We start from the raw sequence: 26,991 nt of genomic DNA on the forward strand, positions 1-26,991 counted from the left end.
TTGTTAACTTCACATCAGTACGATGAACAAGATATCCTGTTAAATCATATAAGCCCATATGCCACCTCCAAACAACTTACAATATACATGCTATAGCATACATTTTATAGAATGCATTATTTTATGTCAAACTTTATACTATTTTAAAATCAGTTTTCCACATAACCTAAAACAATTCAAAAGCCATAAACAGAAACACTTTATTGAATAGAAACTATAAAAAAAGAGCGCAATTTTTTGCACTCTTTTACTCATTTCTATTAGAAATCAAAGTTATCAGGATCTGGACCAACGCGGTGATTTTGATTTAACGCATCGATTTTTTCCATATCTTCTTTCGTTAATTCAAAGTTAAATATATCAGCGTTTGCAATAATACGGTGTTCTTTCGTTGATTTTGGAATTGTAATAACTCCATTTTGTAAGTCCCAACGTAGGATAACTTGCGCTATTGTTTTACCGTGTTTATCAGCAATTGCTTGTAATGTTTCATTATCTAATAATTGACCTTGCATTAGCGGTGACCATGCTTCCATTTGAATACCTTGTTCTTTACAGAAAGCTTGTAATTCTTTTTGCGTTAAACGTGGATGGTATTCCACTTGGTTAATCATTGGCTTAATTTCAGCATCTTTTATTACATCTTGCAAGTGATGGATTTGGAAGTTACTTACACCAATTGCACGTACGCGCTTTTCTTTATAAAGTGTTTCTAACGCTCTCCACGTATCTTTATATTTTCCTTCTACAGGCCAGTGAACAAGATATAAATCTAAATAATCTAGTTTTAATTTTTTTAAGCTCTCTTCATATGCAGCAATTGTTTCTTCATATCCTTGATCTGCGTTCCATACTTTTGAAGTGATAAATAATTCTTCTCTTGAGATTCCAGTCGCTTCAATACCAGCACGGATTCCTTCACCTACAGCTGTTTCATTTCCGTAAATCGCCGCTGTATCGATGCTGCGGTATCCTGCTTTAATCGCTGATTTTACAGCTTCTACAAGTTCTGGTCCTTCTTCTACTTTAAATACACCTAAACCGAACCAAGGCATTTCTACACCATTATTTAATACTGCTTTACTTTGTAAGTTTTTCATTTTATTTTCTCTCCTTTTATTTTACTTGATCTCTTTTTTCTAATGTCATACTCCACGCTGTTAAAATAACAGCACCTACTACCATAATGCCGCCTACCCAAGCCGTATGAATTAACCCTAACGAGTTCGTTACAATACCGCCTAAATAAGCACCAAGAGCAATCCCAGCATTAAACGCCGCAATATTAATTGCCGATGCAACATCGACAGCACTCGGTACGAATCGTTCAGCTAGCATTACGACGTATACTTGTAACCCTGGAACATTCATAAATGCGAATAGTCCCATGAAAATAATTGTGATTAACCCAGCTACCTTAAATGGTGCTGTAAATGTTAAAACAAATAATATAATCGCTTGAATAAAGAACATGTAAAATAGCGCTCGAATTGGATTATGATTCGATAATTTTCCGCCAATCACATTCCCTATCGCAATGGCGATTCCATACACTAATAAAATGATAGTAACCGTATTAGCTTTAAATCCTGTTACTTCTTGTAATAACGGAGATAAATACGTAAATGTTACGAATGTTCCCCCATATCCTAATGCAGTAATGATGAAAACTAGTAACAGTCTTCCGTTCGTAATCAGTTTAAACTGATCGCGGACTGACACAGGCGTACCTTTTTTCATATTAGATGGGATTAGAATACTATTTGCGATTAAGGCAATAATTCCTATTACCACGATTGCTAAAAATGATGTTCTCCAGCCAAATTGTTGACCAATAAAAGTTCCAATTGGCGCACCTGTAATAGTCGCAACTGTTACGCCAGTAAACATAATTGCAATCGCGCTAGCACGTTTATTTTCTGGTACAAGTGCCGCAGCAATCGTTGAACCAATTGACATAAACACACCATGCGAAAGCGCAGACACAATTCGCGCAATAAGTAATACAGTGAAACTTGTTGCGACAGCTGCAATTCCGTTACCAATAATGAAAATAACCATAATCCACATTAATAACGTTTTTCGTGACATATTAGCTGTTAACGACGTTAATACTGGAGCACCAAATGCTACGCCTAACGCATATAAAGAAACTGTTAAACCCGCTGTTGTAACCGACACATGTAAATCTTCCGAAATAGATGGTAGTAAACCGACACTAACAAATTCTGTTGTCCCAATCCCAAACGCACTAATTGCTAGAGCTAATAACGCAAATATACTTCTTCGATTCGTCTGAACTTCTGAAGACGATGCTGTATATGAATTCAATTGAGTTTCCCTATTCCCTATAATTCCTATCATAATAGTGCGATAAAAAGGCCTTTTTATCTTTCAAAAAATATATTTAATCTCTACAAACGCTATTATGAATGGTTTCATTCTCTTTTTAAAGAACGCACTTTAAAGTACGATAGGAACTTTTTAGTACCGTACTTCTTACTTTTCTCTTGCATGTACTATTATGAAATACATTTAAAATAATGAATAGTACGTACTTTAAAGTGCTGTAGGTACTAAAAAGTAACATAGTTAATTACTAGTACTATAAAGTGAAACTTTAATCAGTGGGGGTTTTGTTCATCCCCCACTGATTATTAGCCCTCACCAATCGGGCTTTTACGGGCAGTTCATCCCCCACCTAGCTTCTTTGCTTCCGCTGAATTTTGAGGTGGGGGTCTTACTGCCCGGCAAATAGCGGGATAAAGCTTGTTTCCCTCTCACATGTGCTATTATGAATGATATTTAACATAATAAAAAGTACGTACTTTAAAGTACTATAGGTACTAAAAAGTAACATTTACATAACCTAGCTTATTTTGCTCAAAATTGAAATCTACATTCAACAATGAAGGGTTTCATATGGAGAAATACACTCTTCCTGTAGAGGCAACTTTAGAGGATATCGATTAAAAATGGAAGAACAGTGCTATCCGAAGAATAGCGTACAACCGGACATAGAATATTCTTTAACTGATTACAATCAATCTTTAGATTCTATACTAGATTCTCTTATCCTTTTCATCTAGAAAAGGGTGAGAATACGCTCATGCTCATTTCCCCAGATAAATAATAAAAAAGGCAAAAACGAACAAAAATATGTTCATTTTTGCCTTTTTATTTAACGATTAAAATGTACGACTTTTGGAAAGAAAGTCGTTATCGGCTCCTGTTACACCGCTTTGCCCCCAGTTTCCTGGAATCATTTCACGAATAAGAATTAGCACTTTATCCAAAGGTGCATGAGTATATTTAGATGTTAATTGTGTAAGTTCGTTTACCCACTTATCCTTTGTCTCTTGATCAAATGTATTCCATATATCAATCTTGATAATAGCCATTCCATCAACGTTACTATCCGGTGTATTGTAAGACTCTTTTGTCTCCCAATTGGACACCCTACTTTTCTCAGCAAAGGTAGCATCACTTGCTACAGCCCCAGCTTTCCCCCAATTTTCTTTCTCAAGTTCCGTTATCAACACTTGAATTTTGTCAGGGACAATTTTTAATAGTTTTATTGTAATTTCCGTTACATTATAAATGAATTCCTTCTTTTCTTCTGTTGACATGGTTGGCCAAGTATTTAGTTCAATTAATGGCATAGTATTGCCCCCCTAAAGTTAATTATTTATTCACTAACTACAATTATTGGTTCAAATGATTTTTAACTGCTCTTACTACCAATTCGTGATCTTCTTCTGGTGGTAATCCCGAAACCGTTATCATTCCAATAACCCCTACGTTTTTTATTCTGATAGGAAAGCATCCACCAAACGCAGCATATTCCGAAGTATCTAAAAGATATTTTTCATTATATGAAATTCCAGTTATCTCACTTTGTATCTGCATATAATACGAGCTATGATCATGCAGGGAAACGACTCGTTTTTTACGCTCAATCCATTTCGTATTTTCCTCATTTGTCCCTGTCATCTTGAAATGAAATAATTGCACACCATTTTTCGTTATATCAACAGCAATCAATTTCCCTTCTTGCTTCGCTGTTTCAACGATACATAAACCTAGTTGCAAGGCATCTTCATTTGCAAAAGAGGAAAATTGAAGTGTTTCCTCCTCTTTTAAAATTTGTTTACTTATTTCATTCAAATTTGAAGTACTCATATCTTTAACCTCCATAATTGTTTTATGCCACACCGACATTTTTTGAAATTATTAGGCCATATAATATAACCTTTCAAACAATCTGAATCTAAATAAACTGCTTTAACATCGTTAGTAACTAGTACCGTAAAGCTTGTTTTTTTCTTACTGGTGCTATTATGAATGATATTCAAAGTTATAAAAAGTACGCACTTTAAAGTGCTATAGGTACTTTAAAGTACTATTCTACTTATCCCCATCTTACAGAGACTATTATGAAATATATTTAACATCTTAAAAATGTATGTACTAAAGAATAATATTTTTAATATCAAGCTTTTTTGCTCAATGGCTGTAATTCAAATTCATCAAATTTTTGTATCAAGACAAATGAAAAATAAAAAGAACCTAGCCGATACTAGATTCTTTTCCAATCAAAAAACACTCTTATATTTCTCGTGTGTTGTTACAAACGACTTAGAATAGAACTCCTACTAAAGGCTCATTTTAATTACAGTAAAAGATTGGTGAAACAAATACATTACACCACCTAAAAATAGGAGGCAACAAAAATGAGTGAAAAAACAGCAGGATTCTCACAAGTAAATCACGTCGGAATTACAGTAAGTAATTTAGAAAAATCTATCGTTTTTTATGAAGCATTAACAGGTAAGAAAATATCAAACATCGATAAAATTGGCGGAAAGAGAATGGCGCAAACCCAAGGACTTGAAGATACTCGTATTAAATATGCCAACCTACACTTAGACAATTTGAATATCGACATTCTAGAATACGTTGTCCCTAAATCAGATAAAGCCTCTTACTCAAATGATCAAATTAGTGCGATGCATCTTTGTTTTGAAGTAGAAGATATCAATGCCGCTGTAGAACGTCTAAAAGCAATTGGAATAGAACCAGATGGAGAACCTATTGTCTTCCAAGAAGATGATGGCTTGAAATCTGGATTTGGTACAGGTGTTGCCTACTTCCGTGATCCAGATGGTACTAATTTAGAGCTAATTGCTCCAAAAGGTCCATTTAGACGTGACTAATTACAATAAGCTGCCCATTTGGACAGCTTATTTAGATAATTATCGTTATTGGCAGTGAAATGACTTTACACATCTAAGCTATTGATGATAGATAATATTTGATGAATGGAACTATTTAAAACCAAAGGATTGATCTTACAGAAACTTAAAAATACAAATAGATATCATATTTATTATAATTTTTAAACTCCCCCATTAACTAGCTCTTTTATCGAGTTTAATTTTGAAGAAAGCTCAATAAACCATTCTTCATCCCCTGTTAATAATGCTAGATCTATAAGATAAAGAATTTGCTCCTTATTGATTACCTTTGATTCAGGGAGTTTGTTAACGTGTTTACTAAAGAGTAAAATCGCTTCGTTTATTGTGTACTTGTCGTCACGTTTCACAATGCTAACTGTAACTACATCTTCCACTTTATCAAGGGATACAATGTAACCAACTATAAATTCACCCTCATTTGATATTCCACGAACCCAATCTCCTACTTTTAAAACTTGATTATTATTTGACATCATAATTTTTCACCTTCTTATAAATATTTTTTGTGACGATATAAAAGATATAAAAACGAAATTGAACTGTAATATTTTTCGTTACATTTAAGTGTTAAGAACTCACGGCTATATAATCTTTAAGCCGCTTAACGTTCTTGATTAATAAGATCAACAACTTCTTTCATTGTATAATTCTTTAAGTATTCACCTAGATGCTCTTCCGCGCCTAAGAAAATGGCAAAAAGAACTTTTCGCATGTTCGATCCTACAACACACTGATCATTCGATTCCGGACACTTCGGCTGCAATGCACCTTCAGAGGTTATTTGATAAATATGCCAGAGATTAACTTCACTTAAATCACGAGCGAAAATAAAACCTCCACCAGTTCCCTCTTTTGATTGTATGAACTTATGTTTTTTTAACAAACTTAGCACTTTGCGAATGCGTACTGGATGAACACCTGCACTTTCTGAAATAGCACTACTTGTTGACATCCGGTCTGGCTGTAAAGCTAAATAAGTTAAACTGTGAATGGCCAAGGTAAAGTCGCTGTTCATTGTTTTCCTCCTATGATCAAAAATGTTGTTTCTCGTATATTAACATACTGTAGCCATAAATATTACAGATAGGTTGGTCGAATGTTAAAATATATATAAATAATTCTTACCATAAAAAATAAATTCCTTTATATTCTATCCGGACTCGCCTATATTCCATAACTTCATTTAGCTTTTTAAGTTAAAAATACATTTAACGACTCCATTGTTTCTTCACTTGTTCTTCTGCCAACTGTTTAATTTTTGTCCATATCGTATTTTTGCTTACAATAACATTTGTTTGATAATTTCTATCGTTATAATTAACTGTTACGCATACTTCTATCACCTTCTGTTTCCTCCTTTCAAATTTTTTTATATTTAATTGCTGAAAAGTCTTGGATTTAGTTATAATCTCTAACCTACAACTTCATTTTTTAAATAATCAAATTTAAAAATCCCACTGTTTTTTGACTTGTTCTTCTGCCAATTGTTTAATTTTTGTCCACACCGTATCTTTGCTTACAATAACATTTGTTTGATAATTTCTATCGTTATAATTAACTGTTACGCATACTTCTATCACCTTCTGTTTCCTCCTTTCAAAAAATTTCTCTTTCATACTATTACTTATTAATTAGCCAACTTTTGCAGTTCAATATTTAAGAATGTTCGAACGCTACGTGGTAAAAATTTACGAATTTCTTCGTCATTAAAACCAATCTGTAATCTTTTCTCGTCCAGCATAATTGGGCGACGCAACATTAGCGGATGCTCAATTATTAATTTATAAAATTCATTCAGCGAAAGCTCATCTATATTTATATTTAAGTCTTGAAAAGTTTTAGATCTAGTTGAAATAATTTCAGTAGCACCCTCTTCAGTTAAACGAAGAATGGATTTAAGTTCATCCACTGTCATAGAATTGGATACGATATTTTTTTCAGTATAATCAATTTGATTCTCTTCAAGCCATGCTTTCGCTTTTCGACATGAACCACAGCTTGCTGTTGTATATAAAACCACCATATTTCACTCACTCCTTTAATTTTCTTTATGAAACGTACATGTCAAATATCGGTTATTGAAATGTATTAAAAAAGATTACAGTTCAAAAACAAATACACGTAATATTATTTATTCGGCAATGTTTCGTTTATTTCTACTATTCGTTTCTTTTCATGCTTCTTTTATAAAATTATTGAAACTACATTTTACAGACGATGACCACTCACTTTTAAAAATCTTACTGTAATTTTAAACATTACAGTAAGATTAATCAACTGTTAAGTCTTGGAGTAATTAATCATTTTTTGTGTGAATTTCCCCATAGCGTTATGGCGAACCAATTTCCAATGCACTTCAAAATACATTTTATTCATTTCTTGCTTACATGTGCTATTATGAAATATATTTAGCATAATAAATAGTACGCGCTTTAAAGTGTTATAGGTACTAAAAAGTAATGTATGCATTTTCAAGTGCCGTTCTGCTTATTTCTCTCTTACATCGGTTATTATGAACGATATTTAGCACAATAAATAGTACGCACTTTAAAGTATTATAGGCACTAAAAAGAAATAATTTTAGTATGTGAATCCAAAACTGTAATCTAAATTTATCAAAGGAGTTTTTTATGAAGACATATAATATTCCTGTCGAAGCAACTTTAGAAGTTATTGGTGGAAAGTGGAAAGTTGTTATTCTTTGTCATTTAAAAAAGGGAACAAAAAGAACGAGTGAATTAAAACGGTTAATGCCTGGTATTACTCAAAAAATGTTAACACAACAATTACGTGAATTAGAAGAAGATGATGTAATTCAAAGAAAAGTATATGACCAAGTACCACCGAAAGTAGAGTATTCTTTAACTAATTACGGTTCGTCTTTAGGAGCCATACTCGATTCCCTCTGCACTTGGGGCGAAGTTCATCTTGAAAAAAACGGAAACACATCCATGCTTATTACAGCCGATGAATAATAACCGTTCCTATTGTAGCTACATTGAAGACAAAAAATAGGTCGAGGCATTACTTGCCCCAACCTATTTTTTATGCCTCTTTATAACTTTTTTGCGGTAATGACTGTTTCGAATTCAAAGGTTTCCGGCAAATGATCGGCGTAAGAGTACTCAAAAGTGCGTCCATCCGTTAAGTAGGCTACTTGTTCAACTCTCATTAGGAAATCTTGATTTGTTAAGTTCATAAACTGCTTTTCTTTATCATCTGGGCGAATTCCTTTGACCCTAACAACGGATGTTCCCACTTCAAGACCTAGTTTATTTTGAATGTGCGAGTAGATCGACTCCTCTAAAACCGAAGCTTCAACACCTGGGATGACCGAAATAGGCATCCATGTATGTTCCATAATCGTTGGGATACTGTGAATGATACGGAGGCGAATGATTTTATATACAAAATCCCCTACTGAAATGCCCAATTTTTCAGCAATGATTTCCTCGGCTCCGACAATCGTAAACTCGATAATTTCACTTTCTACCTCACTGCCGTAAACAGCTTTCGTACCTGTTAAAGTTTGAATCATTCGTGCCTTTTCCTGCTGACGCCAATCTTGAACGACTGTTCCACTTCCGCGCCGGCGGATGATGTATCCGTCTCTAACTAACAAATCCAGCGCTTTTTTAATAGTAAGAGCTGAAACCCCAAATTCTTCAGCAAGGACGGGGCTACTTGGAATTTTTTCGTTAATTTTATATTCACCGTCTAAAATTTGCTGTTTAATTTTTTGATAAATGCCGAGGTATTTTACTTGTGTTGATCCGCTTGCCATTTCCATACCTCCTTTAAGCTGTATTCCCTCTTCTATTCATTCAAATGTAAAGCCACAAGTTTGTAAACTGAAGGTGATGGAGCAGCAAATCCATTTTCCAAGATTTCAATATTCGTTACTGCTTCTTCGTCTTTCACAAGCTTTGGTGCACCATTTACGATTGTTTCATATGCTGCATCATAGAAACGACCGTAATCACCAAGCGGCGTTTTAATTTGTTTTTCAATCCAATCACCATTTGCATTGCGATATTTAGCAATTCCATAATACATCGGTGAATCTTCACCAAATCCTGCACTCTCAGGCATAATACCTGCTTTCAAATCATTCTCTTGCTGATCTTCACCATATTTAATAAATGATCCGTTTGTTCCATGAACGATAAAACGTGGATAATCTTTCGCTACAACATGGTTCGTTTTTAGTTTAATTTTCAGCTGATTTCCGTAATGTAGACCAACATCGAAATAGTTATCAACGGCACCTTCCTCTTCATTATTGCGAATATCGTATGTCACCGTATCTGGACGGCCAAATAGTGAAATCATGCGGTCCATCGTATGAATACCTAAACTATAAAATGAACCTTCTTCTTTTGGACCTTCGTGAGTGATTGAACCAGGACGGAAGTAATCAATATGTGATTCAACCTCAACAATATCACCAAGAAATCCTTGTTCAACAACTTGCTTCACCGATAAGAAATCACCATCAAAACGACGGTTTTGATAAGGCATAACTACTACACCTTTTTCTCGGCCTAAAGCTAATAATTCTTTAGCATGTTCTACTGTATCGCAAAATGGTTTTTCAACGATAACTGATTTTCCAGCAAGTATAACTTTTTTTGCTAATTCGTAATGCGTATGTGCTGGCGTACAGACCGTCACCACTTGAATTTCTTTATCATTCAACAATTCATCCAAATTAGTAGTAAAACTAACACCTTTTTCCTCATACGGAGCCGCTAATTCTTCATGAATTTGGCGAGCAAAAATCGTTTTCACTTTTATATTTTTACGTGCATTTACATAAGGTAAATGATAGCGGTTAGCTGATTTTCCAAATCCAATAAAGCCCATTGTTAATATCATATTCTTCAACTTCCTTGCTCCTATATTTTCGATTCTATATTTATTATATATTTTTATTATCAAAAGTATATAGTTTTGATTTTAAAATTATATATAAAAAAATCGAGATAGAAATCATTTTCTGATTACCATCTCGACTTTAAGTTATAGACCTATGTCCTACCATCATTTTATTTACACCCGATGAGTAGTAGAGAGCTACTTGGTTACATGCTCTTATTCATACATATAAGAACGTGTCATCGGAATTGTATCGTTAATGCCTTTTGTAAATACAAATTGATGTAAATCAATATTACCTGTAAAGAACGAAGCTGCACATGCATTTAAATATAAGCGCCACATACGAATGAATCGCTCATCTTTCGTTTTGCGAACTTCCTCCAGTACGTTTTCAAAATTTTGAGACCAATGTTGTAATGTTTTCCCGTAATGTCTACGTAAGCTTTCCACATCAACAATGAAAAATTGTTCGTTTGTCATGTTCGTGATTAATTCGTTAACAGCAGGTACATATCCGCCAGGGAATATATATTTTTCAATCCAACCATTCGTAGCACCACCATTGGCTGGAGAAGTAATACAATGAAGAAGAGAGATCCCACCATCATTTAGTAGTTTATTAACTGTCTCAAAGTATTGCGTAATGTTGTCTTTTCCTACATGTTCAATCATACCTACACTAACAATTTTATCAAATTTATGATTCTTAATATCTCGGTAATCAAGTAAATATACTTCAACTAAATCTGTAAGTCCCTCTTTTTTAATTCGCTCGGAAGTCTTAGCGTATTGTTCCTCACTTAACGTTACTCCCATCGCTTTCACACCGTACTGCTTAGCGGCAGCTGTAATGAGCTCACCCCACCCGCAACCAATGTCTAATAGCGTATCACCTTTTTGAAGGTTCAACTTTTTCAAAATATGATTCACTTTATTATGTTGAGCTGTCGTTAAAGAATCCTGCTCATTTTGGAAATATGCACAAGAATACGTCATTGTTTCATCAAGCCATAATTTATAAAAATCGTTCCCAATATCATAATGGTGAGCTATATCTTCTTTATTTTTTTGTTTTGAGAAATTCCATTTACTTTTGAAATATTGCAATTTACTATCACCTAAAAAGCTATCTTGCCTTTTATAAATAGATTGAATTGCTTTTTCAAGGTTACCCTCTATTTCAAGATCCCCATTCATATATGCTTCACCGAATGCGATAGAAGGATCCTTAGCTATCTCTTTTTTTGAAAGCGGCTTATGGAATGTTACATGAAATTGAGGTTCCCCTTCTCCATAATGGATTGTTTCTCCATTCCAAAGTGTAATTTGAACTGGATCTGAAAAAAGATTTTTGAGTATTTTTTTATAAAAAAGTTCTTCAACCATATAGACATCTCCTACTAAAGAAATTGAACAAAAAACTATACTAGTTAATAAGTCTTTTTGAACATAGCTTAAGATCGTTATGACTTCTTGCTACGAGTGTCATTATAAAACGGTTATATTATGAAGCATAGTACGTACTTTAAAGTGATGAAGGCACTTTTAAGTACCTATTAAAGCTTTAATCAATTATTCATAACGGCTAAAACAGTTGTTAATATGGTATAGATCCTTGCTTTTACTTTCTAAATTTTCATATTGAAAACACCACCTCGTCATTAGGTGGTGTTTTCAATATTACATATAGAGATTTCACTTAACTTTCGTATTTTTCTATCTATGCATTGTTCTCCCCATGCGGTTAATTGGTTTAATACACTTTGTAAAGACCAACCATAATCAGTTAGGGAGTATTCTACTCGGGGCGGAATTTGTTTATAAATTTTACGTGTAATTACACCGTCTTCTTCCAGCTCACGTAGTTGCTGCGTCAACATTCTAACAGAAATTTCAGGAATCAAACGTTGCAACTCGCTCGTTCGCTTCGTTCCTTTCGTTAAGTGGCATAAAATGACGACCTTCCATTTTCCCCCGATAATTTCTAACGTTATCTCTATAGGTATATTATATTGTTTCACGCGTTCTCCTCTCCTTTTTTATAAATTCGCTCTTTATTGTTGCGTAAAACTACATAATTTTCTATACGGCACATTTTAGTTCCTACAGCACAAAAAAGTACCTATATTACCAAAAAGTAATTATGCTACTAAAAAATCTCCCTCTATATACATGACAAAACAAAAAAAACGAACGTATTTCCGTTCGTTTTTTTCTTTTTTATTCTGCTGCTGTTATAAGCATAGACGTGTTGCCATTCTTTTCAAGATGATTTTCTCCCCAGTTACAAAGAGAATCGAGTATAGCATCTAAAGAATGACCGTAATCCGTTAAAGAATACTCTACTTTTGGCGGCACTTGGTTATACACTTTTCTCTCGATTACACCGTCTTCTTCTAATTCACGTAATTGTTGTGTTAACATCTTTTGTGTAATACCAGACATTAATTGTTTTAATTCGCACGTTCTCTTTTTGTCTTTCTTTAAATGACAAAGGATAACTACTTTCCACTTTCCACCGATAACCTCTAAAGTCGCCTCTACAGGAATATTGTATGTTTTCATATAAAAATCTCCTTTAATAATGTTATAAGGCAATTAAGCTAAAGATTTAAATATTACTTTTAAGTATCTATAGCACCTTAAAGTACGTACTTTTTATTGTATTAAACATGTTTCATAATAGCATACGTAAACAGCAGATGAGTAGTACGGCACCAAAAAGTACCTGTATTACTTTTTAGTATCTATATCACTTTAAAGTACGTACTTTTCATTATGTAAAATACATTTCATAATAGCATTTGTAAGAGTTGAGTGAGTCATGTAGTATTAGAAATTACATTTTAGTACCCGTACTTTAAAGTGAGTATTTTTATCATGCATTTTGTCAGACGATGAAATGACATGTATTGATTTTCACATCTATTCACAATGATTAATTAATTTTCAAATACATTTTAGGAGGATATCTTTAATGAGTAATTTACTAAAAGAAAAAATCGGTTTTGGTACAGCACCACTAGGTAATATGTACCGTAATATCCCAGAAGAAGAAGCAATCGCTACAGTAGATGCTGCTTGGGAGAATGGCGTTCGTTACTTTGATACAGCTCCACTTTATGGTTCTGGTTTAGCGGAGATTCGTCTTGGTGAAGCACTTTCAAAAAGAAATCGTGATGATTACTTTTTAAGCACAAAAGTCGGTCGAACTATTTCAGATGAACTAGAAGATCCATCTGCACGTGATTTAGGTGAAAAAGGCGGACTTTTCGAATTTGGTCGTAAAAATAAAATGATCAATGATTATAGCGCAGATGCAACTCTTCGTTCTATCGAGCAAAGTTTGAAACGTTTAAAAACAGATCGTCTAGACTTTGTTTTCATTCATGATTTAGCACAAGACTTTTATGGCGACGAGTGGATTTCACAATTTGAAACGGCTCGTACAGGAGCATTCCGTGCGCTAACACGTTTACGCGAAGAAGGAGTCATTAAAGGTTGGGGACTTGGAGTAAACAAAGTAGAATCAATTGAACTTATGCTAGATTTAGAAGAAGCGCAGCCAAATATATCCTTGTTAGCTGGCCGTTATTCATTATTAGACCACGAGCGTGCCTTACAACGAGTAATGCCTGCAGCTGTAAAGCATAATATGGATATTGTTGTTGGTGGCCCATATAGCTCAGGTATTCTTGCTGGAGGTGCTCACTTCGAATATCAAAAAGCATCACCAGAAATCATTGCAAAAGTTGAGAAAATCAAAGCTCTTGCAGATCGTCACGAAATCAGCATCAAGGCTGCTGCATTACAATTTTCACTAGCTAACCCAGCAGTTGCTGCCGTTGTTCCTGGTGCAAGTAAACCGGAACGAATTGTAGAAGACCAAAATGCCTTAAACACAGTAATCCCAGCAGCATTCTGGGAAGAAATGCGCGAACAAAAACTAGTAGCACCTAATGCACCACTACCAATCAACGTAAAATAAAGTGAAACTTTAATCAGTGGGCCATCCCCCACTGATTATTTCCCTGCAAATAGCGGGATAAAAAGGAGTCTAATAAATATGGCACATACTACTACATCTATGACAGTTTTTGCTTCACCTGAACAAGTATGGCAATTAATCGGAGGTTTTAACTCCCTTCCAGACTGGTTACCTTATATACCTAGCAGCAAAGTAACTGAAGGTGGACGCGTACGTCATCTAGCTAATCCAGATGGTGATACGATTATAGAGCGCTTAGAAGTATTCAATGATAAGGAACGCTACTACACGTATTCAATTATGAATGCACCATTCCCAGTCAATAATTATCTATCCACAATCCAGGTTAAAGAAGGGACTGAAAATAACACATCATTAGTAGAGTGGTCTGGTATTTTCACTCCTGTAGGGGTTAGTGATGAAGAGGCAATTAATCTGTTTCATGGCATCTACAGCGATGGACTAAAAGCATTGCAACAAGCATTTCTAGATTGATCCACCTTAAAAAAAACGATGAAAAGCAAAGCGATATCGCTTTGCTTTTTTATAAAATCCCTTTTAACTTTTCACCAATTAACTTCGCTACATACTCATAGCCTTCTAGTCCAAAATGCAAGCCATCTTTTTCTTCATCTTCTACGAATATTTTATAATTTTCTTCCTGAATCATCTCAGCATACAAATTTAGAAAATGGCTCCCGGTTTGCTTCGCTACTTCCTCTACAACTTCTGCATACTGGCCGAGTATTTCATTTGTTCTATTACGTTGTCTTTCTTCATCAACTGGCGCCGGACTAATAAGTAATACTTTTTCTGGTGAAATCGCGCTTACAATTCTCTCTAAGTTTTCTTTATATGCTTGTAATGGGACTTGAGCAAAAGAAACTGCATCATTCGTACCAAGAAAAACTGTTACAAAGTCTGGTTCATGTGATAATACATCTTCTTCAATTCTATGTAACGCGTCGAACGTATTATCACCTGGAACACCTGCATTCACTACTTCCCAATTCGGAAACATCTCTTGCAAACGTGGTGTTAACCTCGGCGTTCCATTGAAAAACGTTTCATCAGCTGTAATACTATCTCCAAAGCATACTAACGTTTTCATAAAGCTAACTCTCCTTTTATGTATGAAACAACTTTCCTTCTATCGCTTTCATATATCTTTCAGCAGAACGTTCCACTGCCTCATTTGCATTCTCTTTTACTACGCGATGAAAAGCGTTGTATAAACGATTAAACTGTAACGGCTTCACTCGATTCGCCATTTCCTCAACCTTTCTCGCAGGTAATGGAATTAAGTTCGGATAGCTATACATGAAGCTCACCCACTGCTGATCCGCTACAACTTGAATAATATCACCTGTTAATAAAATACCTTTTCCATCATTTCCTTCTTCCCAATGTAATACAGAACCACCACTAAAATGTCCTCCGAGACGATGAATGGTAATTCCATCTGCTAATTGTAAAGACTCTCCAGTCCAATAAATAATACGACTACTCGGGCGCATCACCCATTCTTTATCATCTTCGTGTATATAAATTGGTACATCAAATGTTTCCGCCCATTCTACTTGCGTTGAATAATAATGTGGATGTGACAGTGCGATTGCATCTAATCCGCCCCACTCTTTTATCTTCTCAATTGTCGTGTCATCTAAATAAGTAATACAATCCCATAGCAAACGATATGACTCTGTTTTTACTACAAATGCCGTTTGACCGATCGCAAATTCTGGTTTTGTCGTAATACTATAAAGTCCATTTTCTTCTTCTATAATTTCATTTTTATACGTATCACTCGTTCTCAAGTTTTCTAAAGTTGTCCATGACTGCCCTTTCGGATTAACATATTGTCTCTCCTCATCACAAATAACACAACTTACTGGTTCTTTCACACTCGCTGCATACTGTACTCCACACGTTGTACAAATAAAATTATTCATAGTTATTCCTCTACCCCTTTAATTTTTTATTAAGCTGATATTTGTTGATATTTTTCTGCTTTTTTATTTTCAATTGATAAGCTTATAAGAGTAATAAAGTAAACAACTGTAACCGCCATAGGAATTACGATAAATCCTTTTTCTGCAAAAAGAATCCCGCAAACTGACGTTACGAATACAGTCCCTACTGACAATAAACCATAACTTTTACTTTCATAAATCCATACGTACGGAATAAAATGCACACCTATTAACATTGCTACTACAAAAGGTAACCATTCTGGAAATTGAAAATAGGCAAGTAATACAAGCGGAATATTTAATACATTTATCCCACCAATTAATCCTGCTAAAATCCCTAACGGATTTCCTTTCGCAAACATATCAATTTTCAATATAGCAGCTAACATTAGGCCGAAAGGAAACACACAGCCCATACCAATTAAATACACCCACACAACTTGCTTTTCTGAAAGAAAAACACCAGTTATGCTCGCAATACTCCAAAATAAAAGACCGGCTAGTATAACAGGAAATCCCTTCTTCGTTTTTTGTGCTAAATCTCTTTTTGCTTCTGAAATATTCATTTCACTATCTCCCCCCCAATATTTGTGCTATAAATTCGTCTCAATTTCGTCCATCCAATAACGCCAAGCTACTAAGTAATCTTCTAAATCTTTCGGGTGGTGTCTTAAACACGTATCTATACGCAAAAATAAACCTATAATTATTTCCTCATATAAATCTCGTTCTTTTTTATGAAATACACATTGTTTCATCGCATAATCAATTGTTTCTTTCATTAAATCTTCCGGAGTTGAACAGAACGCGTAAATTAAATCGTATATAGGATCTCCTAAGACTGGTAAAGGATCTATCACACCGGTTAACTTATTCTTTTGAAATATAAAGTTATGGAATCCAAGATCACCATGTAATAAAAATGGCTTATTTATTCCAGTCCCCTTATTTAGACTATTTGTAAGCTTAAGAACAGTTCTATACTCTTCATCACTTATATATGGTTTTAGGTTTTCATAAGCTTCTATCACATTTGTTGTTAAAAATTCATTCCAAGATTGAACCGGACTTTCTTTCCATCCCCATCCATCTATATCTGAAACTATTTCATACTTATTAATAGCTTCTTTTACAAGTATACTAAGCGTAATTCGTTTATATCCACGTTCGCACGAAGTAGCCCCATCGAGAAAGGAATACACAATATATCTATTTAAAGGTTCCTTATACAAAAGCTTTGAAAATAAAGTATTCCCTTCATAAAAAGAAAGAAAATCAGCTTCTTCACGTATCACTTCTGATTCATTCAGCTTTACAACGTATTTCGCGTCCAACAAATATACTGTACTTGTCGTTCCTCCGTTCAACACTTTCATGCTTTTCGGATAATGTGAAATAACCTTCTCATTAACTAGTTGTTTAGCGATTACTGAAATATCCATTCACTCACCCTTGCATCTGAAGATTCCCTCAATTTAAAAGACAACTTTACTATTATTTGACAATTACAAGAGAATCCCTTCTAACATCTTAATATTGCAGAAATTAATTTTTATTTTATTAAAACGGATTCCTTCAATATTTCATCATATAATTCATTCCATTTATAATGATACATTGCACTCTCTTCTACTCTAACAAACATCCTTTTATCGGATTCATACTCACCGTCAAACTTATGCACTTCATTGATCTCCATCCGGTAGAACGGCTGATACCCTACTTTTGGATACGGACTATGTTCATTCCAATTTGGATTATCACTATGGTCAACGATAATATATCCAAATAAAGTACATTCTCCTTTTACATAACCTTCTTCCCACGCTTCTCATGGTCTATTAGTAAAACCTTATTATTATGAAAACAAAAACCGTGAACACTTGTGATTCTTTCGTATTCTGGCAATATACAATCTTTTTTCCACGTTAACTTCACTTTTGATTCCCCATAATTTGCGTATATAGTTACTATTTCCCTCACTCCAAATGATCTTCATTTAATCTAGTAATTTCTATTGAATTATCTCTTTCTTTTAACTTACGAGCCAAACTTTCTACACCAAACACTTCTGTAAATGTGTGACTACCTACAATTAAATTTATCCTTTTAAATTTTGCATGTTGCACCGTATATAATGTTTTTTCTCCCGTTATGTACGTATCACAACCTTTTTCTAGTGCACGCTCAATAAGGTTTGTATTGTTCCCTGCACCCGTTAAAATCGCAATCCGTTTCACTGGTCTGTCATGATTTTTCCAGCTCTTCACTTTCTCTTCCATTCTCTCTTCAAGTTTTTCAACTAAGTTTGAAAAGGGAATCGCTTCTTTATATTCTCCTATTCCCGGTAGCTCTTCTTCCTCATACGTGGAATATTCCAGTATTGTATGTATCTCAATTTCATTAAACAACGACGTACATGTGCCAAACTTTACAAAATCTAACGGCAAATGAATCCAAAAATGGTTCATTTCATATTCTTTTAATTTCTCAATACAAGCCTCTTCCATACCGAATAAAAAACTCCACGGTGCATGATGTGTAAGTATCATATCAACCCCATTTCGATATGCTTCTTCAATTGTTTCTAGCGTCAAATTTGTCGTGTAACCTATTTTGTGAAATCCCTCTTTACTAATGTGAGTGAAACCATACTCGTCATCACCGTATTTATTAAGATGCTCTTCAAAAAGTGATGTAATATGTTCTTTAAACTGCGTTATATTCATTTTCATTTCTCCTTTCATTTACTTTTATATTTCAAAAATAAGGAAATACTATTTAACGACGTTACATACATATAGGAGGACAATATGAAACCTGAATTTTTAAAAGCTATACATGAAGCGATTGGAAATGTTGAGCATATTCATATAGAAGAAAGTGGTGCAGATAGTTTACTCATTCATCACGATGATGCACAGCAATTAAAACAAGTTGCTGAAACGTTAGAACACAACAATTTCCGCTCTACAATTCGAACAACTGGGGATGCTTCGTATATTGAAGTATTGAACAGATAAAGAGAAGTCCCAGCTATATGCTGGGCTTTATTTTTTTATATTGAAATTTCAAACTCTTTCACATATACCGCTGTTCCCGCAATATCTATTTGTAACTTCTCATTTTCTACATCTTTCGTTACATAAACCGTCACACGACCGTCTTTATCTATTTCCTGTCCTTGCTCAACGATTGACTCCAGTTCATGATCAAAATTGTTCTCTAAATACGTCGCATAATAGGCTCCCATTACACCTGAAGCAGTTCCTGTCACTGGATCTTCTATTGTTCCAGAATAAGGTGATGAGAAATGACGACCGTGCATTTTTGCTTCTGCATCATATGTCTCCAAGCAAAGTGGATGAATAGCAACCTTTGGCATTTCTTTTAATACAGATGGAAATTCACTATTATTAGGTTTCATCCTTTCACATGCTTCAAGTTTTTTAATAGGTACAATTAAAGTCCAAATACCAGTACTTCCATATACAATCGGTAATTTTTCATCTAAATCATTTACTTCAAGACCAATACTGTAAGCTAATGCCTCTTTGGAACCTGTAAAATTTTGAAACCGTGGTGTTGCTTGTCTCATTTTAATAAAAGTTTCCCCACTTTTATTCGCACCTATATGTATCGGCAAAATCCCTGCCTTCGTTTCAATTGTTAAATTGTGTTTCCCTTCTAATAATCCTCTTTCATGAAGTGCATATATAGTCCCTACTGTCGCATGACCACATAAATCATTTTCATGACCAGGCGTAAAATAGCGAATTCTTACATCTGCTACTTCTGAAGAAAGAACAAAAGCTGTTTCGTTAAATCCAACCTTTTCAGCAATGAGTTGCATTTCCTCTTCCGCTAATCCATCTCCTTTTAATACAATACCTGCTGGATTTCCCATATTCGGCTTATTACTAAATGCATCATAATGGACTACGTTTACTTTTTTCATTCTCATATCCCCTAATCCTCTTTTGAAACTTTTTTAAAGGCCCAAATATATTTTGAATGGTTGTAAGATCGTACATTACCACTTTAACTCCCCTATACCCGGTTCAATAAACTTACCCGAAACATCCTCATTTGAATCCATTACCCAATCATATATATTTTGAGCTCCTTCAGCAGGAGTCATATTCGCATCAAAAGCACCAATGTCAGTCTTTAACTTTCCAGGGTGAATTGCGGTTACACGAATTCCTTTATCCGTAAACTCTTGTTGTAAACAAAGCGTTAACATATTTTGTGCAGCTTTTGCGATCCGGTATGAATATGAGAACTGCCCTTGTAGAAATTCTTTTTCGGCCATTTTATGTAAAGAGCCTAAACGAGATGATACGTTTATAATTCTCGGCTGATTTGATTTAGTTAAAGCTGAATACGTACCTTTTATTGCTCGAATAACACCTAAACAATGAAGGTTAAATAGTTCCATTAACTCTTCTGAATTTGTACGTAAAATTTCAGTTTCCTTTCCAGTAATTCCAGCGTTATTAATAACTAGATCAATATGCTCTGTGTACTCTCCAATTTGCTCCTTAATACTCTCAGTACTCTCATCATCTGACAAGTCTGCTAAAATAGGAAAACATCTAGAAGTAAAAACCTTATTCAATTGTCCTATCGCTTCCTTACTTCTAACTAGTGGATAAACAATATGTCCATTTTCATGAAATACTTTTACTAACTGCAATCCTAATCCTCGATTCCCACCTGTAACAAGTACCTTCATATATTCATCTCCTTATTTTTATAATAAATAAGAAAATCTACCCACCTACCATTTTCCTGAGAAAATGCTTCCCTCTTACATTCAAAGGAAAATCCGGCTCTGTCTGCAAGACGAACGGATGGCTCATTATCAACATGTATATGTAATTCGATTCTATGGAATTGAAAACTATTAAAAAACAACGGTAACGTCGATTTTACACTTTCAATTCCGTAGCCATTTTTCCAATATTGATTATGAATAGAATAACCCATCATTGCCCATTGATAATCCATACGTAAAATTTTTATAAGTTCTAGTTTTCCAATATTCGCTCCATCTTCTTTTCGGAATATGCCTAATACGTACATTTCATCTCGATGTGCCGCTTCATCAAAACCTCTTATCCATTCCGTAAACCATTCTTTCGTTGAAGACGACATATCATGATAGCCATCATCATATTTATGTTGAGATGGTAACCTCTTATTGAAGCCATCTAACCAATTTTCATAATCCTCTTTTTGAAATGGACGAATAATAAGTCTCTCTGTCTCTACTTGTAATAGCGGCAGCTTCATTTATATCTCTTCCTTTAATTATTTTATTGAATATTCTTTATTATCTTACACAAAATACAAAATCTAGTAAATTATTATGTTTTTTATAAACAAAAATCCAGTTATGCTTTATACATAACTGGATTATTCATTATTTGATAACCTTTTTTATTTTACAAGAAAAACATCCCTTAATTCCCTCTTCAACACTTTCCCTAAAGCGTTTTTCGGTAATTCGTCCATAAATACAACTTCTGGTATTTTATAGCTTGCTAGTTTTTCTTTACAATGCTGAATAATTTCTTCTTCTGTTAAAGATGTTTGAATGTCTTTTACAATGTAAGCTGTCGGAATCTCTCCCCAAAAATCATTTGGAATCCCAACTACTGCAACTTCTAGAACTCCATTTATTTCATGAATTACATCTTCTACTTGATCTGGATATACGTTGTCACCACCGTGCACGATAACATCTTTATATCTTCCCATAATATGTAGGAATCCATCATCATCTATCATGCCGGCGTCACCCATGTTAAACCAATTATCTTTTACTACCTTCTCCGTCGCCTTTTCGTTATTCCAATATCCTTTAAACATGTAAGGACTTCTTACGTGGATCTCTCCAACTTCATTCGTTGCTAGTTCATCACCCGTTTCTGGATGAATAATTTTTAATTCTACATGCTTAAGTGTTTTCCCTACAGAAGACATTTTTTCTTTTCCCATATTTGGATGCCATGAAGTTACGACCCAACCTTCTGTACTACCATAGCCTTGCACCATGTATATTCCTTTTTCCATATATTTTTGAATAAGCGTTTCCGGTACTTTTGTACCACCGCTTTGTGCTACTTTCAAAGTCGAAATGTTACGCTCTTGTTTATTTAGTTCATCAAGCATATAACTATAAACAGCTGGGAACGCAAGCATCGTAGTAATCTTTTCTTCTTCAATCTTATCCCAAATAAGAGTAGGATTCGAATCAGCTAAGAAAATCATCGTAACACCATGATAAATACAATTTAAAATAGAAAGCACGCCACTCATATGAAACAATGGGTGCACTGATAAAAAGCGTTCACCTGCTGGAATTTCTCTTTGCCCCGCAATCTCAGTAAAATAATGGTGTAAGTTTTTATGACCAATTACACATGCTTTTGCCTGTCCAGTCGTTCCTGAAGTAAACAAGTAAATGGCATCATCTTCTTCATGAACTTCCACGTTCGGCTCTGTAATTGACTGTTCTTGTAATTTTAATTCAAATGAACCAAAGCCTTCTTTTGTCGTTTTAATTACATAAGGAATATCTTTAACAGCATCAACCTTTAATAAAACTTCACTAAATTCATCATCAATAACTAATACTTTTAATTTTGCTTCTTTTACAATCGTTTCTAATTCATAAACAGTAAGCTGATGATTTAGCGGAATAAATACCGCTCCAATTTTTAAGCTTGCCATCATAACGCTTGGAAACGGATGATTATTTTTGCATAAGATCCCTATGCGATCTCCTCTTTGCACACCGCAATGTAACAAGTAATGTGCAAGCTGGTTTACTCGTTCATTATATTGTTGAAACGAATACCTTTTCTCTCCCCCGACAAGTGCTTCCATATTCAGTGATTGCATTGCTCTCTTTTGTAATAATTGTCGCATCGTTCTCAAGTAAAACTCCCCTTTATATATATTAGGTTTTTTATTTTATCAGATTAACTATTAATTTACTAAAGATTAAACTTAATGAATTAAATACATATACAAAAATAGCCATCTACTTAACAAGTAAATGGCTATTTCTCCTTATATATTAGAATACTCCTTATTCATCACATATTTCACATACTCAGGTGCACTTTTATTAATCTCTTCATCACTGATTTCATATTCTGCTCCATATAAATAAAATGATGGTATAAATTCCATTCCTGTATATAAGCTTGTAGCGTGAAATGGTTTCTTCAATTCATCCATCGTAATTCCGCTATTTTTATAGTCTTTTTCTAAGCCACCTATAGAAATAGCTACACCAAATTCTTTCCCCTTCACTTTATCCCCTTTTGATCCGTAGGCAAATCCATATGTTAATACATCATCGAACCATTTTTTTAATAATGGTGGTGAGCTATACCAGTAGAGTGGAAATTGAAATATATATCGGTCGTGCTCTACTAACAGCTTTTGTTCCTCTTCAACATTAAACTCCCAATTTGGTGCCGCTTTATATAATTCATGCACCGTAATTTCATCTGAATATTTCTCAAGTTCTTCTACCCATCTTTTATTAATTCGAGACTTTTCAATATCAGGATGTGCTACAATTACAAGTGTTTTCATATATTTTCTTCCCCCTTATAAATAATTCAAACGCTTTAGTATTAGTATGAATGAGTCACATATAATTGAAAAGTACGTACTTTCAGGTACTATAGGAACCTTAAAGTACCTGTGGAGGTGTTATATGAATCAAAATGATGATTGCCCAATCGCAACGACACTCGACGTGATTGGAGGAAAATGGAAAGTTCATATTTTATGTGTTTTGATGGATGGAAAAATGCGAACGAATGAAATCAAACGAGAAATCCCAAACATTACGCAAAAAGTTCTTACACAACAACTTCGGCAACTTGAAGCTGATGGGATTATCCATCGTACTGTATATCAAGAAGTACCACCAAAGGTTGAGTACACAATAAGCGAACATGGAAAATCTTTAATGCAAATTATGGATGAGCTATTTGAATGGGGAAAAGATCATCAGATGAAGAGGTTAAATGAGTAAAAGAACTCTACTTACTGTGTTACATCTTCTATGTCAAAAATTCTTCTGAAATTTTATAATAGGGGTATCGTCACATCACTATTAAGCTAACAAAAAATACCCCTAAAATGAAAAAAAGTTTATTTCTCAAAGGAATTAACTGTAGTGAAAGAAAATTACATATTCTTATAAATATAGCTCTTATGTAAAATCCTAAAAAATTATGGGAACAAAATTTCTTTCTTATTCTCATCTTACTGTTAAATTCAAGAAAGTCAGCATTTAAACTAAACTTGATAATATCGCTTTTGTACGATTGTCCGTTACCTCATAATAAATTTCTAATCCTTTCCGAGTACCTGTAACGATTTTAGCGGCTTTTAGTTTGGACAAATGCTGACTAATTGTACTTTGGGGCATTTGTAAAACTCCATACATTGTTGTTACATTCGTAGGGCCTTTTGCAAGCATTATTTTTACTAAGGATAAACGGACAGGATGTGCCAATACCTTTAATACTTCAGCGATTTCTTCATACATTTCTTTTGTTTTTTTCATATTTTTTCTCCCCTTTTATATAAATATTAATGATATCCATATATATAATTCGAAAGGATACACCATTTTGTGTCCGTCATTTAAAAAATTTAAATAATAAAAATTTCTCTAGTTTGAAACTAGAGGGGTTTATTAACATGAAACGAATTCTCATATTCTATAGATTCTTCTTTCCATCCCCTTGATGCTGTGTGGCAGGAATGTTTTCCCCCTCATTATTAGGCCCGTTATTTTCTTACTGAGACACCCTACCGTTGTTTTCTCGCTGATGTTCATTATTTCCTTGTTGAGACCCTCTACCGTTGTTCTCTTGCTGATTTCTATTATTTTCTTTCTGAGATCCTCTACCGTTGTTTTCTCGCTGATGTTCATTATTTCCTTGTTGAGATCCTCTACCGTTGTTCTCTTGCTGATTTCTATTATTTTCTTTCTGAGATCCTCTACCGTTGTTCTCTTGCTGGTGTCCATTATTTCCTTGCTGAGATTCTCTACCGTTATTCTCTTGCTGGTGTCCATTATTTCCTTCCTGAGGTCCTCTACCGTTATTCTCTTGCTGGTGTCCATTATTTTCTTGCTGAGATCCTCTACCGTTATTCTCTTGCTGGTGTCCATTATTTCCTTCCTGAGATCCTCTACCGTTATTCTCTTGCTGGTGTCCATTATTTCCTTGCTGAGATCCTCTACCGTTATTCTCTTGCTGGTGTCCATTATTTCCTTGCTGAGATCCTCTACCGTTATTCTCTTGCTGGTGTCCATTATTTTCTTTTATTTGCTTCAGTTGCTGTTCCTTGGATTGCTTTTGTTCTATATGCTCCTGCTTCTCGTACCTTTCTTCTTTTGCAGGAGACGAATCCGATGATACATCAGGAGATGACTTTGGTTGCTCTTGATTAGACGGCGGCGCAGGAGGAGTAAGCGATTTCTGCTTCTCATTCTCTTGCTTTATATAAACACCTGTGCCAACTCCTGCTTTCATGGCATTCTCACGCATTTGCATCGTACTGCTTTGATATACGACTTTAACGTGTTTTGTTTCATACTCTTTCTTTAATTTTTGCATAGCCTTTTCCAACTGTGGTTCTAACGACTTGTCCTTTGTAACAGCTGTTAGCATAACTTGCTTATCATTCGTTAAGTACTTATCCTCTTGACTCTGCTTTATAATAGTACGTATTACGTCTTGCAGGTGTTTATTTTCCCATCGCTTCATTTCTTTTAAAATACGCCTTCCATCATCATTACAAGCCCGCAAATCTATAACACGAAGATCCTTTGTTACGCTCACCTCTAAACTTGGATTTATATCAACTGAGACATAAGCAAATACTTTTTCTTCCGGTTGGTTGTAGAAAAACAGCAACACACATAGAAAACAAGCAACTAGTAATGATGCAGGCTTTAAGGAAGAAGGGATTGAAAAACGCGGTGCTCTTTGTTCTTGTTCTTTAAACGAGATTTCTTCTCCAATCATGTAAGAGTGCGCTTTTCTTTTAAACGAAATAAATTCTCCATTTGGAGTTAAAACAACTACGCTATGTTTTTTTATATCCATCACAATTCCTTTATTCATCATGCTTCCCCCCTCTTATATAATCAAGAATATATGTATAGTTATTTGCAAAGATAATACACATTGCAATAATGTATTTTCTATGTCGCTCCAACGTTTTACGACTTACCCTAACACGTGGCTCAATATGTTTCAGCGGTAACTTTTTCTTTCTGAACAGCTCTTCCATCATTTTCTCGTCTTTTATAATAATCTTTACAATTTCTATTAAGTGCTCACGCGTATCACGATGCTTAGGAGATTCCTTAGCAAGCTCTGAAAATGTGATTTTAAACTCAGCTAGCACACTTTGAAAATGAAGAATTTCCTCCTTACGGTTACTATTTTCTATCTCTTTCATATACTCCGTAAGCGATACTTGCATTTCTAATATTTCCTCTTGCTTATCTTCTTTTAAAAAGACAAGATTATGCTTAGACTCCTTGCGTATATAGTCAATTACATCTCTTTTTATAAGAAGATCAGCAAACGCTAGAAAAGATTTTCCTTTTTTATATGAATACTGTTCAATTGCCTCGTTAAACGCAAACAATCCAATACTATATTCATCATCCTGTTCTGTAATATATCGGCGGCAGACAGACGAGATTGATTTTCTAATAAACGGCTGATACTGTACGATAAAAGCGTCCTTATCTCCACCGTTGTTTTGTATGTTAAATACGATATCTTCTATTTTCGGTTTTCTTAAGATCTTCATTACTAAACTCAACACTTGT

At 34.4% G+C, this 26,991-nt stretch carries 33 protein-coding genes and 1 pseudogene; 6 read left to right on the forward strand and 28 right to left on the reverse strand.

The genetic code is table 11. From position 1 onward, the window contains the following. Positions 1-260: 260 nt before the first annotated feature. From ACP6L7_RS13315 to ACP6L7_RS13330, 4 genes are all read right to left on the reverse strand, one after another. Positions 261-1,100, reverse strand: coding sequence for an aldo/keto reductase (locus tag ACP6L7_RS13315; RefSeq protein ID WP_098774735.1), 840 nt, complete (start codon positions 1,098-1,100; stop codon positions 261-263). Between the two features lie 16 nt (positions 1,101-1,116). After that, positions 1,117-2,331 carry an MFS transporter gene (locus ACP6L7_RS13320; protein WP_097833440.1) on the reverse strand — a complete coding sequence of 405 codons (1,215 nt, stop codon included), beginning with the start codon at positions 2,329-2,331 and terminating at the stop codon, positions 1,117-1,119. 857 nt (positions 2,332-3,188) lie between these two features. Beyond that, complete coding sequence (locus ACP6L7_RS13325) at positions 3,189-3,662, reverse strand: tautomerase family protein (RefSeq protein ID WP_097833441.1); 474 nt, start codon at positions 3,660-3,662, stop codon at positions 3,189-3,191. Between the two features lie 43 nt (positions 3,663-3,705). Then, a complete protein-coding gene (locus ACP6L7_RS13330) occupies positions 3,706-4,221 on the reverse strand; it encodes a heme-degrading domain-containing protein (RefSeq protein WP_141533441.1) in 516 nt (171 codons plus the stop codon). A 512-nt stretch (positions 4,222-4,733) separates the two neighbouring features. Here ACP6L7_RS13330 and ACP6L7_RS13335 point away from each other — a divergent pair. Next, positions 4,734-5,216 carry a VOC family protein gene (locus ACP6L7_RS13335; RefSeq protein ID WP_097833443.1) on the forward strand — a complete coding sequence of 161 codons (483 nt, stop codon included), beginning with the start codon at positions 4,734-4,736 and terminating at the stop codon, positions 5,214-5,216. A 182-nt stretch (positions 5,217-5,398) separates the two neighbouring features. Here the strand turns inward: ACP6L7_RS13335 and ACP6L7_RS13340 are convergent, their stop codons facing one another. The 5 genes from ACP6L7_RS13340 to spxA form a co-directional block, all read right to left on the reverse strand. After that, the gene (locus ACP6L7_RS13340) at positions 5,399-5,734 is read right to left on the reverse strand and encodes an IDEAL domain-containing protein (protein ID WP_071747490.1); all 336 of its coding nucleotides are present in this window, start codon (positions 5,732-5,734) and stop codon (positions 5,399-5,401) included. Positions 5,735-5,859: 125 nt separating this feature from the next. Further along, positions 5,860-6,273: an Rrf2-family transcriptional regulator SaiR gene (gene saiR / locus ACP6L7_RS13345; RefSeq protein WP_071747491.1), complete on the reverse strand. Its 414-nt coding sequence runs from the start codon at positions 6,271-6,273 to the stop codon at positions 5,860-5,862. Positions 6,274-6,466: 193 nt separating this feature from the next. Further along, entirely contained in the window at positions 6,467-6,601 is a 135-nt protein-coding gene (locus ACP6L7_RS13350) for a BA3454 family stress response protein (RefSeq protein WP_141533442.1), read from the reverse strand. Between the two features lie 102 nt (positions 6,602-6,703). Continuing rightward, entirely contained in the window at positions 6,704-6,838 is a 135-nt protein-coding gene (locus ACP6L7_RS13355) for a BA3454 family stress response protein (RefSeq protein WP_000573535.1), read from the reverse strand. A gap of 47 nt (positions 6,839-6,885) precedes the next feature. After that, positions 6,886-7,281: a transcriptional regulator SpxA gene (spxA, locus tag ACP6L7_RS13360; protein ID WP_000261180.1), complete on the reverse strand. Its 396-nt coding sequence runs from the start codon at positions 7,279-7,281 to the stop codon at positions 6,886-6,888. A 607-nt stretch (positions 7,282-7,888) separates the two neighbouring features. Between spxA and ACP6L7_RS13365 the strand changes: the two genes are divergently transcribed. Further along, positions 7,889-8,233 (forward strand): winged helix-turn-helix transcriptional regulator, encoded by a 345-nt coding sequence (locus ACP6L7_RS13365; RefSeq protein ID WP_071711655.1) that lies wholly within the window; start codon positions 7,889-7,891, stop codon positions 8,231-8,233. 80 nt (positions 8,234-8,313) lie between these two features. Here ACP6L7_RS13365 and ACP6L7_RS13370 read toward each other — a convergent pair whose 3' ends face one another. The 5 genes from ACP6L7_RS13370 to ACP6L7_RS13390 form a co-directional block, all read right to left on the reverse strand. Further along, the gene (locus tag ACP6L7_RS13370) at positions 8,314-9,042 is read right to left on the reverse strand and encodes a GntR family transcriptional regulator (RefSeq protein WP_097832635.1); all 729 of its coding nucleotides are present in this window, start codon (positions 9,040-9,042) and stop codon (positions 8,314-8,316) included. Positions 9,043-9,074: 32 nt separating this feature from the next. Beyond that, on the reverse strand, positions 9,075-10,136 hold the full coding sequence (locus ACP6L7_RS13375) for an oxidoreductase (RefSeq protein ID WP_097832634.1): 1,062 nt from the start codon (positions 10,134-10,136) through the stop codon (positions 9,075-9,077). A 216-nt stretch (positions 10,137-10,352) separates the two neighbouring features. After that, on the reverse strand, positions 10,353-11,525 hold the full coding sequence (locus tag ACP6L7_RS13380) for a cyclopropane-fatty-acyl-phospholipid synthase (RefSeq protein WP_097832633.1): 1,173 nt from the start codon (positions 11,523-11,525) through the stop codon (positions 10,353-10,355). A 275-nt stretch (positions 11,526-11,800) separates the two neighbouring features. Continuing rightward, the gene (locus tag ACP6L7_RS13385; protein ID WP_097832632.1) at positions 11,801-12,160 is read right to left on the reverse strand and encodes a winged helix-turn-helix transcriptional regulator; all 360 of its coding nucleotides are present in this window, start codon (positions 12,158-12,160) and stop codon (positions 11,801-11,803) included. 199 nt (positions 12,161-12,359) lie between these two features. Then, the gene (locus tag ACP6L7_RS13390) at positions 12,360-12,704 is read right to left on the reverse strand and encodes a winged helix-turn-helix transcriptional regulator (RefSeq protein ID WP_071771906.1); all 345 of its coding nucleotides are present in this window, start codon (positions 12,702-12,704) and stop codon (positions 12,360-12,362) included. A 412-nt stretch (positions 12,705-13,116) separates the two neighbouring features. On the opposite strand from ACP6L7_RS13390, the gene ACP6L7_RS13395 reads away from it, so the two are divergent. Beyond that, positions 13,117-14,127 (forward strand): aldo/keto reductase, encoded by a 1,011-nt coding sequence (locus ACP6L7_RS13395; RefSeq protein ID WP_071747498.1) that lies wholly within the window; start codon positions 13,117-13,119, stop codon positions 14,125-14,127. Between the two features lie 78 nt (positions 14,128-14,205). Further along, positions 14,206-14,622, forward strand: a complete 417-nt coding sequence (locus tag ACP6L7_RS13400) for an SRPBCC family protein (protein WP_097832631.1) — start codon at positions 14,206-14,208, stop codon at positions 14,620-14,622. Positions 14,623-14,671: 49 nt separating this feature from the next. Here the strand turns inward: ACP6L7_RS13400 and ACP6L7_RS13405 are convergent, their stop codons facing one another. The 6 genes and pseudogenes from ACP6L7_RS13405 to ACP6L7_RS13430 all read right to left on the reverse strand — a co-directional run bounded on the left by ACP6L7_RS13405 (position 14,672) and on the right by ACP6L7_RS13430 (position 18,829). Continuing rightward, a complete protein-coding gene (locus ACP6L7_RS13405) occupies positions 14,672-15,238 on the reverse strand; it encodes an SGNH/GDSL hydrolase family protein (RefSeq protein WP_071747500.1) in 567 nt (188 codons plus the stop codon). A 16-nt stretch (positions 15,239-15,254) separates the two neighbouring features. Then, positions 15,255-16,079, reverse strand: a complete 825-nt coding sequence (locus tag ACP6L7_RS13410) for an MBL fold metallo-hydrolase (protein ID WP_097832630.1) — start codon at positions 16,077-16,079, stop codon at positions 15,255-15,257. A 29-nt stretch (positions 16,080-16,108) separates the two neighbouring features. After that, positions 16,109-16,666, reverse strand: a complete 558-nt coding sequence (locus ACP6L7_RS13415; protein ID WP_097832629.1) for a DUF7010 family protein — start codon at positions 16,664-16,666, stop codon at positions 16,109-16,111. A gap of 27 nt (positions 16,667-16,693) precedes the next feature. Beyond that, positions 16,694-17,542 carry an aminoglycoside phosphotransferase family protein gene (locus ACP6L7_RS13420; protein ID WP_097832628.1) on the reverse strand — a complete coding sequence of 283 codons (849 nt, stop codon included), beginning with the start codon at positions 17,540-17,542 and terminating at the stop codon, positions 16,694-16,696. Between the two features lie 110 nt (positions 17,543-17,652). Beyond that, positions 17,653-18,074: pseudogene (locus tag ACP6L7_RS13425) on the reverse strand (NUDIX hydrolase). Positions 18,075-18,079: 5 nt separating this feature from the next. Further along, positions 18,080-18,829, reverse strand: a complete 750-nt coding sequence (locus tag ACP6L7_RS13430) for a Nif3-like dinuclear metal center hexameric protein (RefSeq protein WP_097832627.1) — start codon at positions 18,827-18,829, stop codon at positions 18,080-18,082. Positions 18,830-18,913: 84 nt separating this feature from the next. Between ACP6L7_RS13430 and ACP6L7_RS13435 the strand changes: the two genes are divergently transcribed. Further along, on the forward strand, positions 18,914-19,123 hold the full coding sequence (locus ACP6L7_RS13435; protein ID WP_000801638.1) for a hypothetical protein: 210 nt from the start codon (positions 18,914-18,916) through the stop codon (positions 19,121-19,123). A gap of 35 nt (positions 19,124-19,158) precedes the next feature. Here the strand turns inward: ACP6L7_RS13435 and ACP6L7_RS13440 are convergent, their stop codons facing one another. The 5 genes from ACP6L7_RS13440 to ACP6L7_RS13460 all read right to left on the reverse strand — a co-directional run bounded on the left by ACP6L7_RS13440 (position 19,159) and on the right by ACP6L7_RS13460 (position 23,717). Then, positions 19,159-20,058: a PhzF family phenazine biosynthesis isomerase gene (locus ACP6L7_RS13440; RefSeq protein WP_097832626.1), complete on the reverse strand. Its 900-nt coding sequence runs from the start codon at positions 20,056-20,058 to the stop codon at positions 19,159-19,161. Between the two features lie 75 nt (positions 20,059-20,133). Further along, positions 20,134-20,838 carry an SDR family NAD(P)-dependent oxidoreductase gene (locus ACP6L7_RS13445; RefSeq protein ID WP_097832625.1) on the reverse strand — a complete coding sequence of 235 codons (705 nt, stop codon included), beginning with the start codon at positions 20,836-20,838 and terminating at the stop codon, positions 20,134-20,136. Further along, positions 20,835-21,398, reverse strand: a complete 564-nt coding sequence (locus ACP6L7_RS13450; RefSeq protein WP_097832624.1) for a GNAT family N-acetyltransferase — start codon at positions 21,396-21,398, stop codon at positions 20,835-20,837. The genes ACP6L7_RS13445 and ACP6L7_RS13450 overlap by 4 nt, the downstream gene beginning before the upstream one ends. Before the next feature lie 147 nt (positions 21,399-21,545). Continuing rightward, the gene (locus tag ACP6L7_RS13455) at positions 21,546-23,048 is read right to left on the reverse strand and encodes a class I adenylate-forming enzyme family protein (protein WP_141533443.1); all 1,503 of its coding nucleotides are present in this window, start codon (positions 23,046-23,048) and stop codon (positions 21,546-21,548) included. A 135-nt stretch (positions 23,049-23,183) separates the two neighbouring features. After that, positions 23,184-23,717 carry an NAD(P)H-dependent oxidoreductase gene (locus ACP6L7_RS13460; RefSeq protein WP_097832623.1) on the reverse strand — a complete coding sequence of 178 codons (534 nt, stop codon included), beginning with the start codon at positions 23,715-23,717 and terminating at the stop codon, positions 23,184-23,186. A 124-nt stretch (positions 23,718-23,841) separates the two neighbouring features. On the opposite strand from ACP6L7_RS13460, the gene ACP6L7_RS13465 reads away from it, so the two are divergent. Further along, the gene (locus ACP6L7_RS13465) at positions 23,842-24,165 is read left to right on the forward strand and encodes a winged helix-turn-helix transcriptional regulator (protein WP_097832622.1); all 324 of its coding nucleotides are present in this window, start codon (positions 23,842-23,844) and stop codon (positions 24,163-24,165) included. Positions 24,166-24,426: 261 nt separating this feature from the next. Here the strand turns inward: ACP6L7_RS13465 and ACP6L7_RS13470 are convergent, their stop codons facing one another. The 3 genes from ACP6L7_RS13470 to sigI all read right to left on the reverse strand — a co-directional run bounded on the left by ACP6L7_RS13470 (position 24,427) and on the right by sigI (position 26,987). Further along, positions 24,427-24,702 (reverse strand): ArsR/SmtB family transcription factor, encoded by a 276-nt coding sequence (locus tag ACP6L7_RS13470; RefSeq protein WP_097832621.1) that lies wholly within the window; start codon positions 24,700-24,702, stop codon positions 24,427-24,429. A gap of 235 nt (positions 24,703-24,937) precedes the next feature. Continuing rightward, the gene (locus ACP6L7_RS13475; RefSeq protein WP_430529282.1) at positions 24,938-26,272 is read right to left on the reverse strand and encodes an anti-sigma factor domain-containing protein; all 1,335 of its coding nucleotides are present in this window, start codon (positions 26,270-26,272) and stop codon (positions 24,938-24,940) included. After that, the gene (sigI, locus tag ACP6L7_RS13480; protein ID WP_097832619.1) at positions 26,265-26,987 is read right to left on the reverse strand and encodes an RNA polymerase sigma factor SigI; all 723 of its coding nucleotides are present in this window, start codon (positions 26,985-26,987) and stop codon (positions 26,265-26,267) included. The genes ACP6L7_RS13475 and sigI overlap by 8 nt, the downstream gene beginning before the upstream one ends. Positions 26,988-26,991: the final 4 nt, after the last annotated feature.

Origin of the sequence: Bacillus silvicola (genome assembly GCF_050524305.1) — a bacterium.
Classification (GTDB): Bacteria; Bacillota; Bacilli; order Bacillales; family Bacillaceae_G; genus Bacillus_A; species Bacillus_A cereus_AT.

Coding starts and splice junctions, on each gene's coding strand:
- ACP6L7_RS13315 (WP_098774735.1), bottom strand. CDS start 1,100: ATGAAAAACTTACAAAGTAAAGCAGTATTAAATAATGGTGTAGAAATG.
- ACP6L7_RS13325 (WP_097833441.1), bottom strand. CDS start 3,662: ATGCCATTAATTGAACTAAATACTTGGCCAACCATGTCAACAGAAGAA.
- ACP6L7_RS13330 (WP_141533441.1), bottom strand. CDS start 4,221: ATGTCGGTGTGGCATAAAACAATTATGGAGGTTAAAGATATGAGTACT.
- ACP6L7_RS13335 (WP_097833443.1), top strand. CDS start 4,734: ATGAGTGAAAAAACAGCAGGATTCTCACAAGTAAATCACGTCGGAATT.
- ACP6L7_RS13340 (WP_071747490.1), bottom strand. CDS start 5,734: ATGATGTCAAATAATAATCAAGTTTTAAAAGTAGGAGATTGGGTTCGT.
- saiR (WP_071747491.1), bottom strand. CDS start 6,273: ATGAACAGCGACTTTACCTTGGCCATTCACAGTTTAACTTATTTAGCT.
- spxA (WP_000261180.1), bottom strand. CDS start 7,281: ATGGTGGTTTTATATACAACAGCAAGCTGTGGTTCATGTCGAAAAGCG.
- ACP6L7_RS13365 (WP_071711655.1), top strand. CDS start 7,889: ATGAAGACATATAATATTCCTGTCGAAGCAACTTTAGAAGTTATTGGT.
- ACP6L7_RS13370 (WP_097832635.1), bottom strand. CDS start 9,042: ATGGCAAGCGGATCAACACAAGTAAAATACCTCGGCATTTATCAAAAA.
- ACP6L7_RS13375 (WP_097832634.1), bottom strand. CDS start 10,136: ATGATATTAACAATGGGCTTTATTGGATTTGGAAAATCAGCTAACCGC.
- ACP6L7_RS13380 (WP_097832633.1), bottom strand. CDS start 11,525: ATGGTTGAAGAACTTTTTTATAAAAAAATACTCAAAAATCTTTTTTCA.
- ACP6L7_RS13390 (WP_071771906.1), bottom strand. CDS start 12,704: ATGAAAACATACAATATTCCTGTAGAGGCGACTTTAGAGGTTATCGGT.
- ACP6L7_RS13395 (WP_071747498.1), top strand. CDS start 13,117: ATGAGTAATTTACTAAAAGAAAAAATCGGTTTTGGTACAGCACCACTA.
- ACP6L7_RS13400 (WP_097832631.1), top strand. CDS start 14,206: ATGGCACATACTACTACATCTATGACAGTTTTTGCTTCACCTGAACAA.
- ACP6L7_RS13405 (WP_071747500.1), bottom strand. CDS start 15,238: ATGAAAACGTTAGTATGCTTTGGAGATAGTATTACAGCTGATGAAACG.
- ACP6L7_RS13410 (WP_097832630.1), bottom strand. CDS start 16,079: ATGAATAATTTTATTTGTACAACGTGTGGAGTACAGTATGCAGCGAGT.
- ACP6L7_RS13415 (WP_097832629.1), bottom strand. CDS start 16,666: ATGAATATTTCAGAAGCAAAAAGAGATTTAGCACAAAAAACGAAGAAG.
- ACP6L7_RS13420 (WP_097832628.1), bottom strand. CDS start 17,542: ATGGATATTTCAGTAATCGCTAAACAACTAGTTAATGAGAAGGTTATT.
- ACP6L7_RS13430 (WP_097832627.1), bottom strand. CDS start 18,829: ATGAATATAACGCAGTTTAAAGAACATATTACATCACTTTTTGAAGAG.
- ACP6L7_RS13435 (WP_000801638.1), top strand. CDS start 18,914: ATGAAACCTGAATTTTTAAAAGCTATACATGAAGCGATTGGAAATGTT.
- ACP6L7_RS13440 (WP_097832626.1), bottom strand. CDS start 20,058: ATGAAAAAAGTAAACGTAGTCCATTATGATGCATTTAGTAATAAGCCG.
- ACP6L7_RS13445 (WP_097832625.1), bottom strand. CDS start 20,838: ATGAAGGTACTTGTTACAGGTGGGAATCGAGGATTAGGATTGCAGTTA.
- ACP6L7_RS13450 (WP_097832624.1), bottom strand. CDS start 21,398: ATGAAGCTGCCGCTATTACAAGTAGAGACAGAGAGACTTATTATTCGT.
- ACP6L7_RS13460 (WP_097832623.1), bottom strand. CDS start 23,717: ATGAAAACACTTGTAATTGTAGCACATCCTGATATTGAAAAGTCTCGA.
- ACP6L7_RS13465 (WP_097832622.1), top strand. CDS start 23,842: ATGAATCAAAATGATGATTGCCCAATCGCAACGACACTCGACGTGATT.
- ACP6L7_RS13470 (WP_097832621.1), bottom strand. CDS start 24,702: ATGAAAAAAACAAAAGAAATGTATGAAGAAATCGCTGAAGTATTAAAG.
- ACP6L7_RS13475 (WP_430529282.1), bottom strand. CDS start 26,272: ATGAATAAAGGAATTGTGATGGATATAAAAAAACATAGCGTAGTTGTT.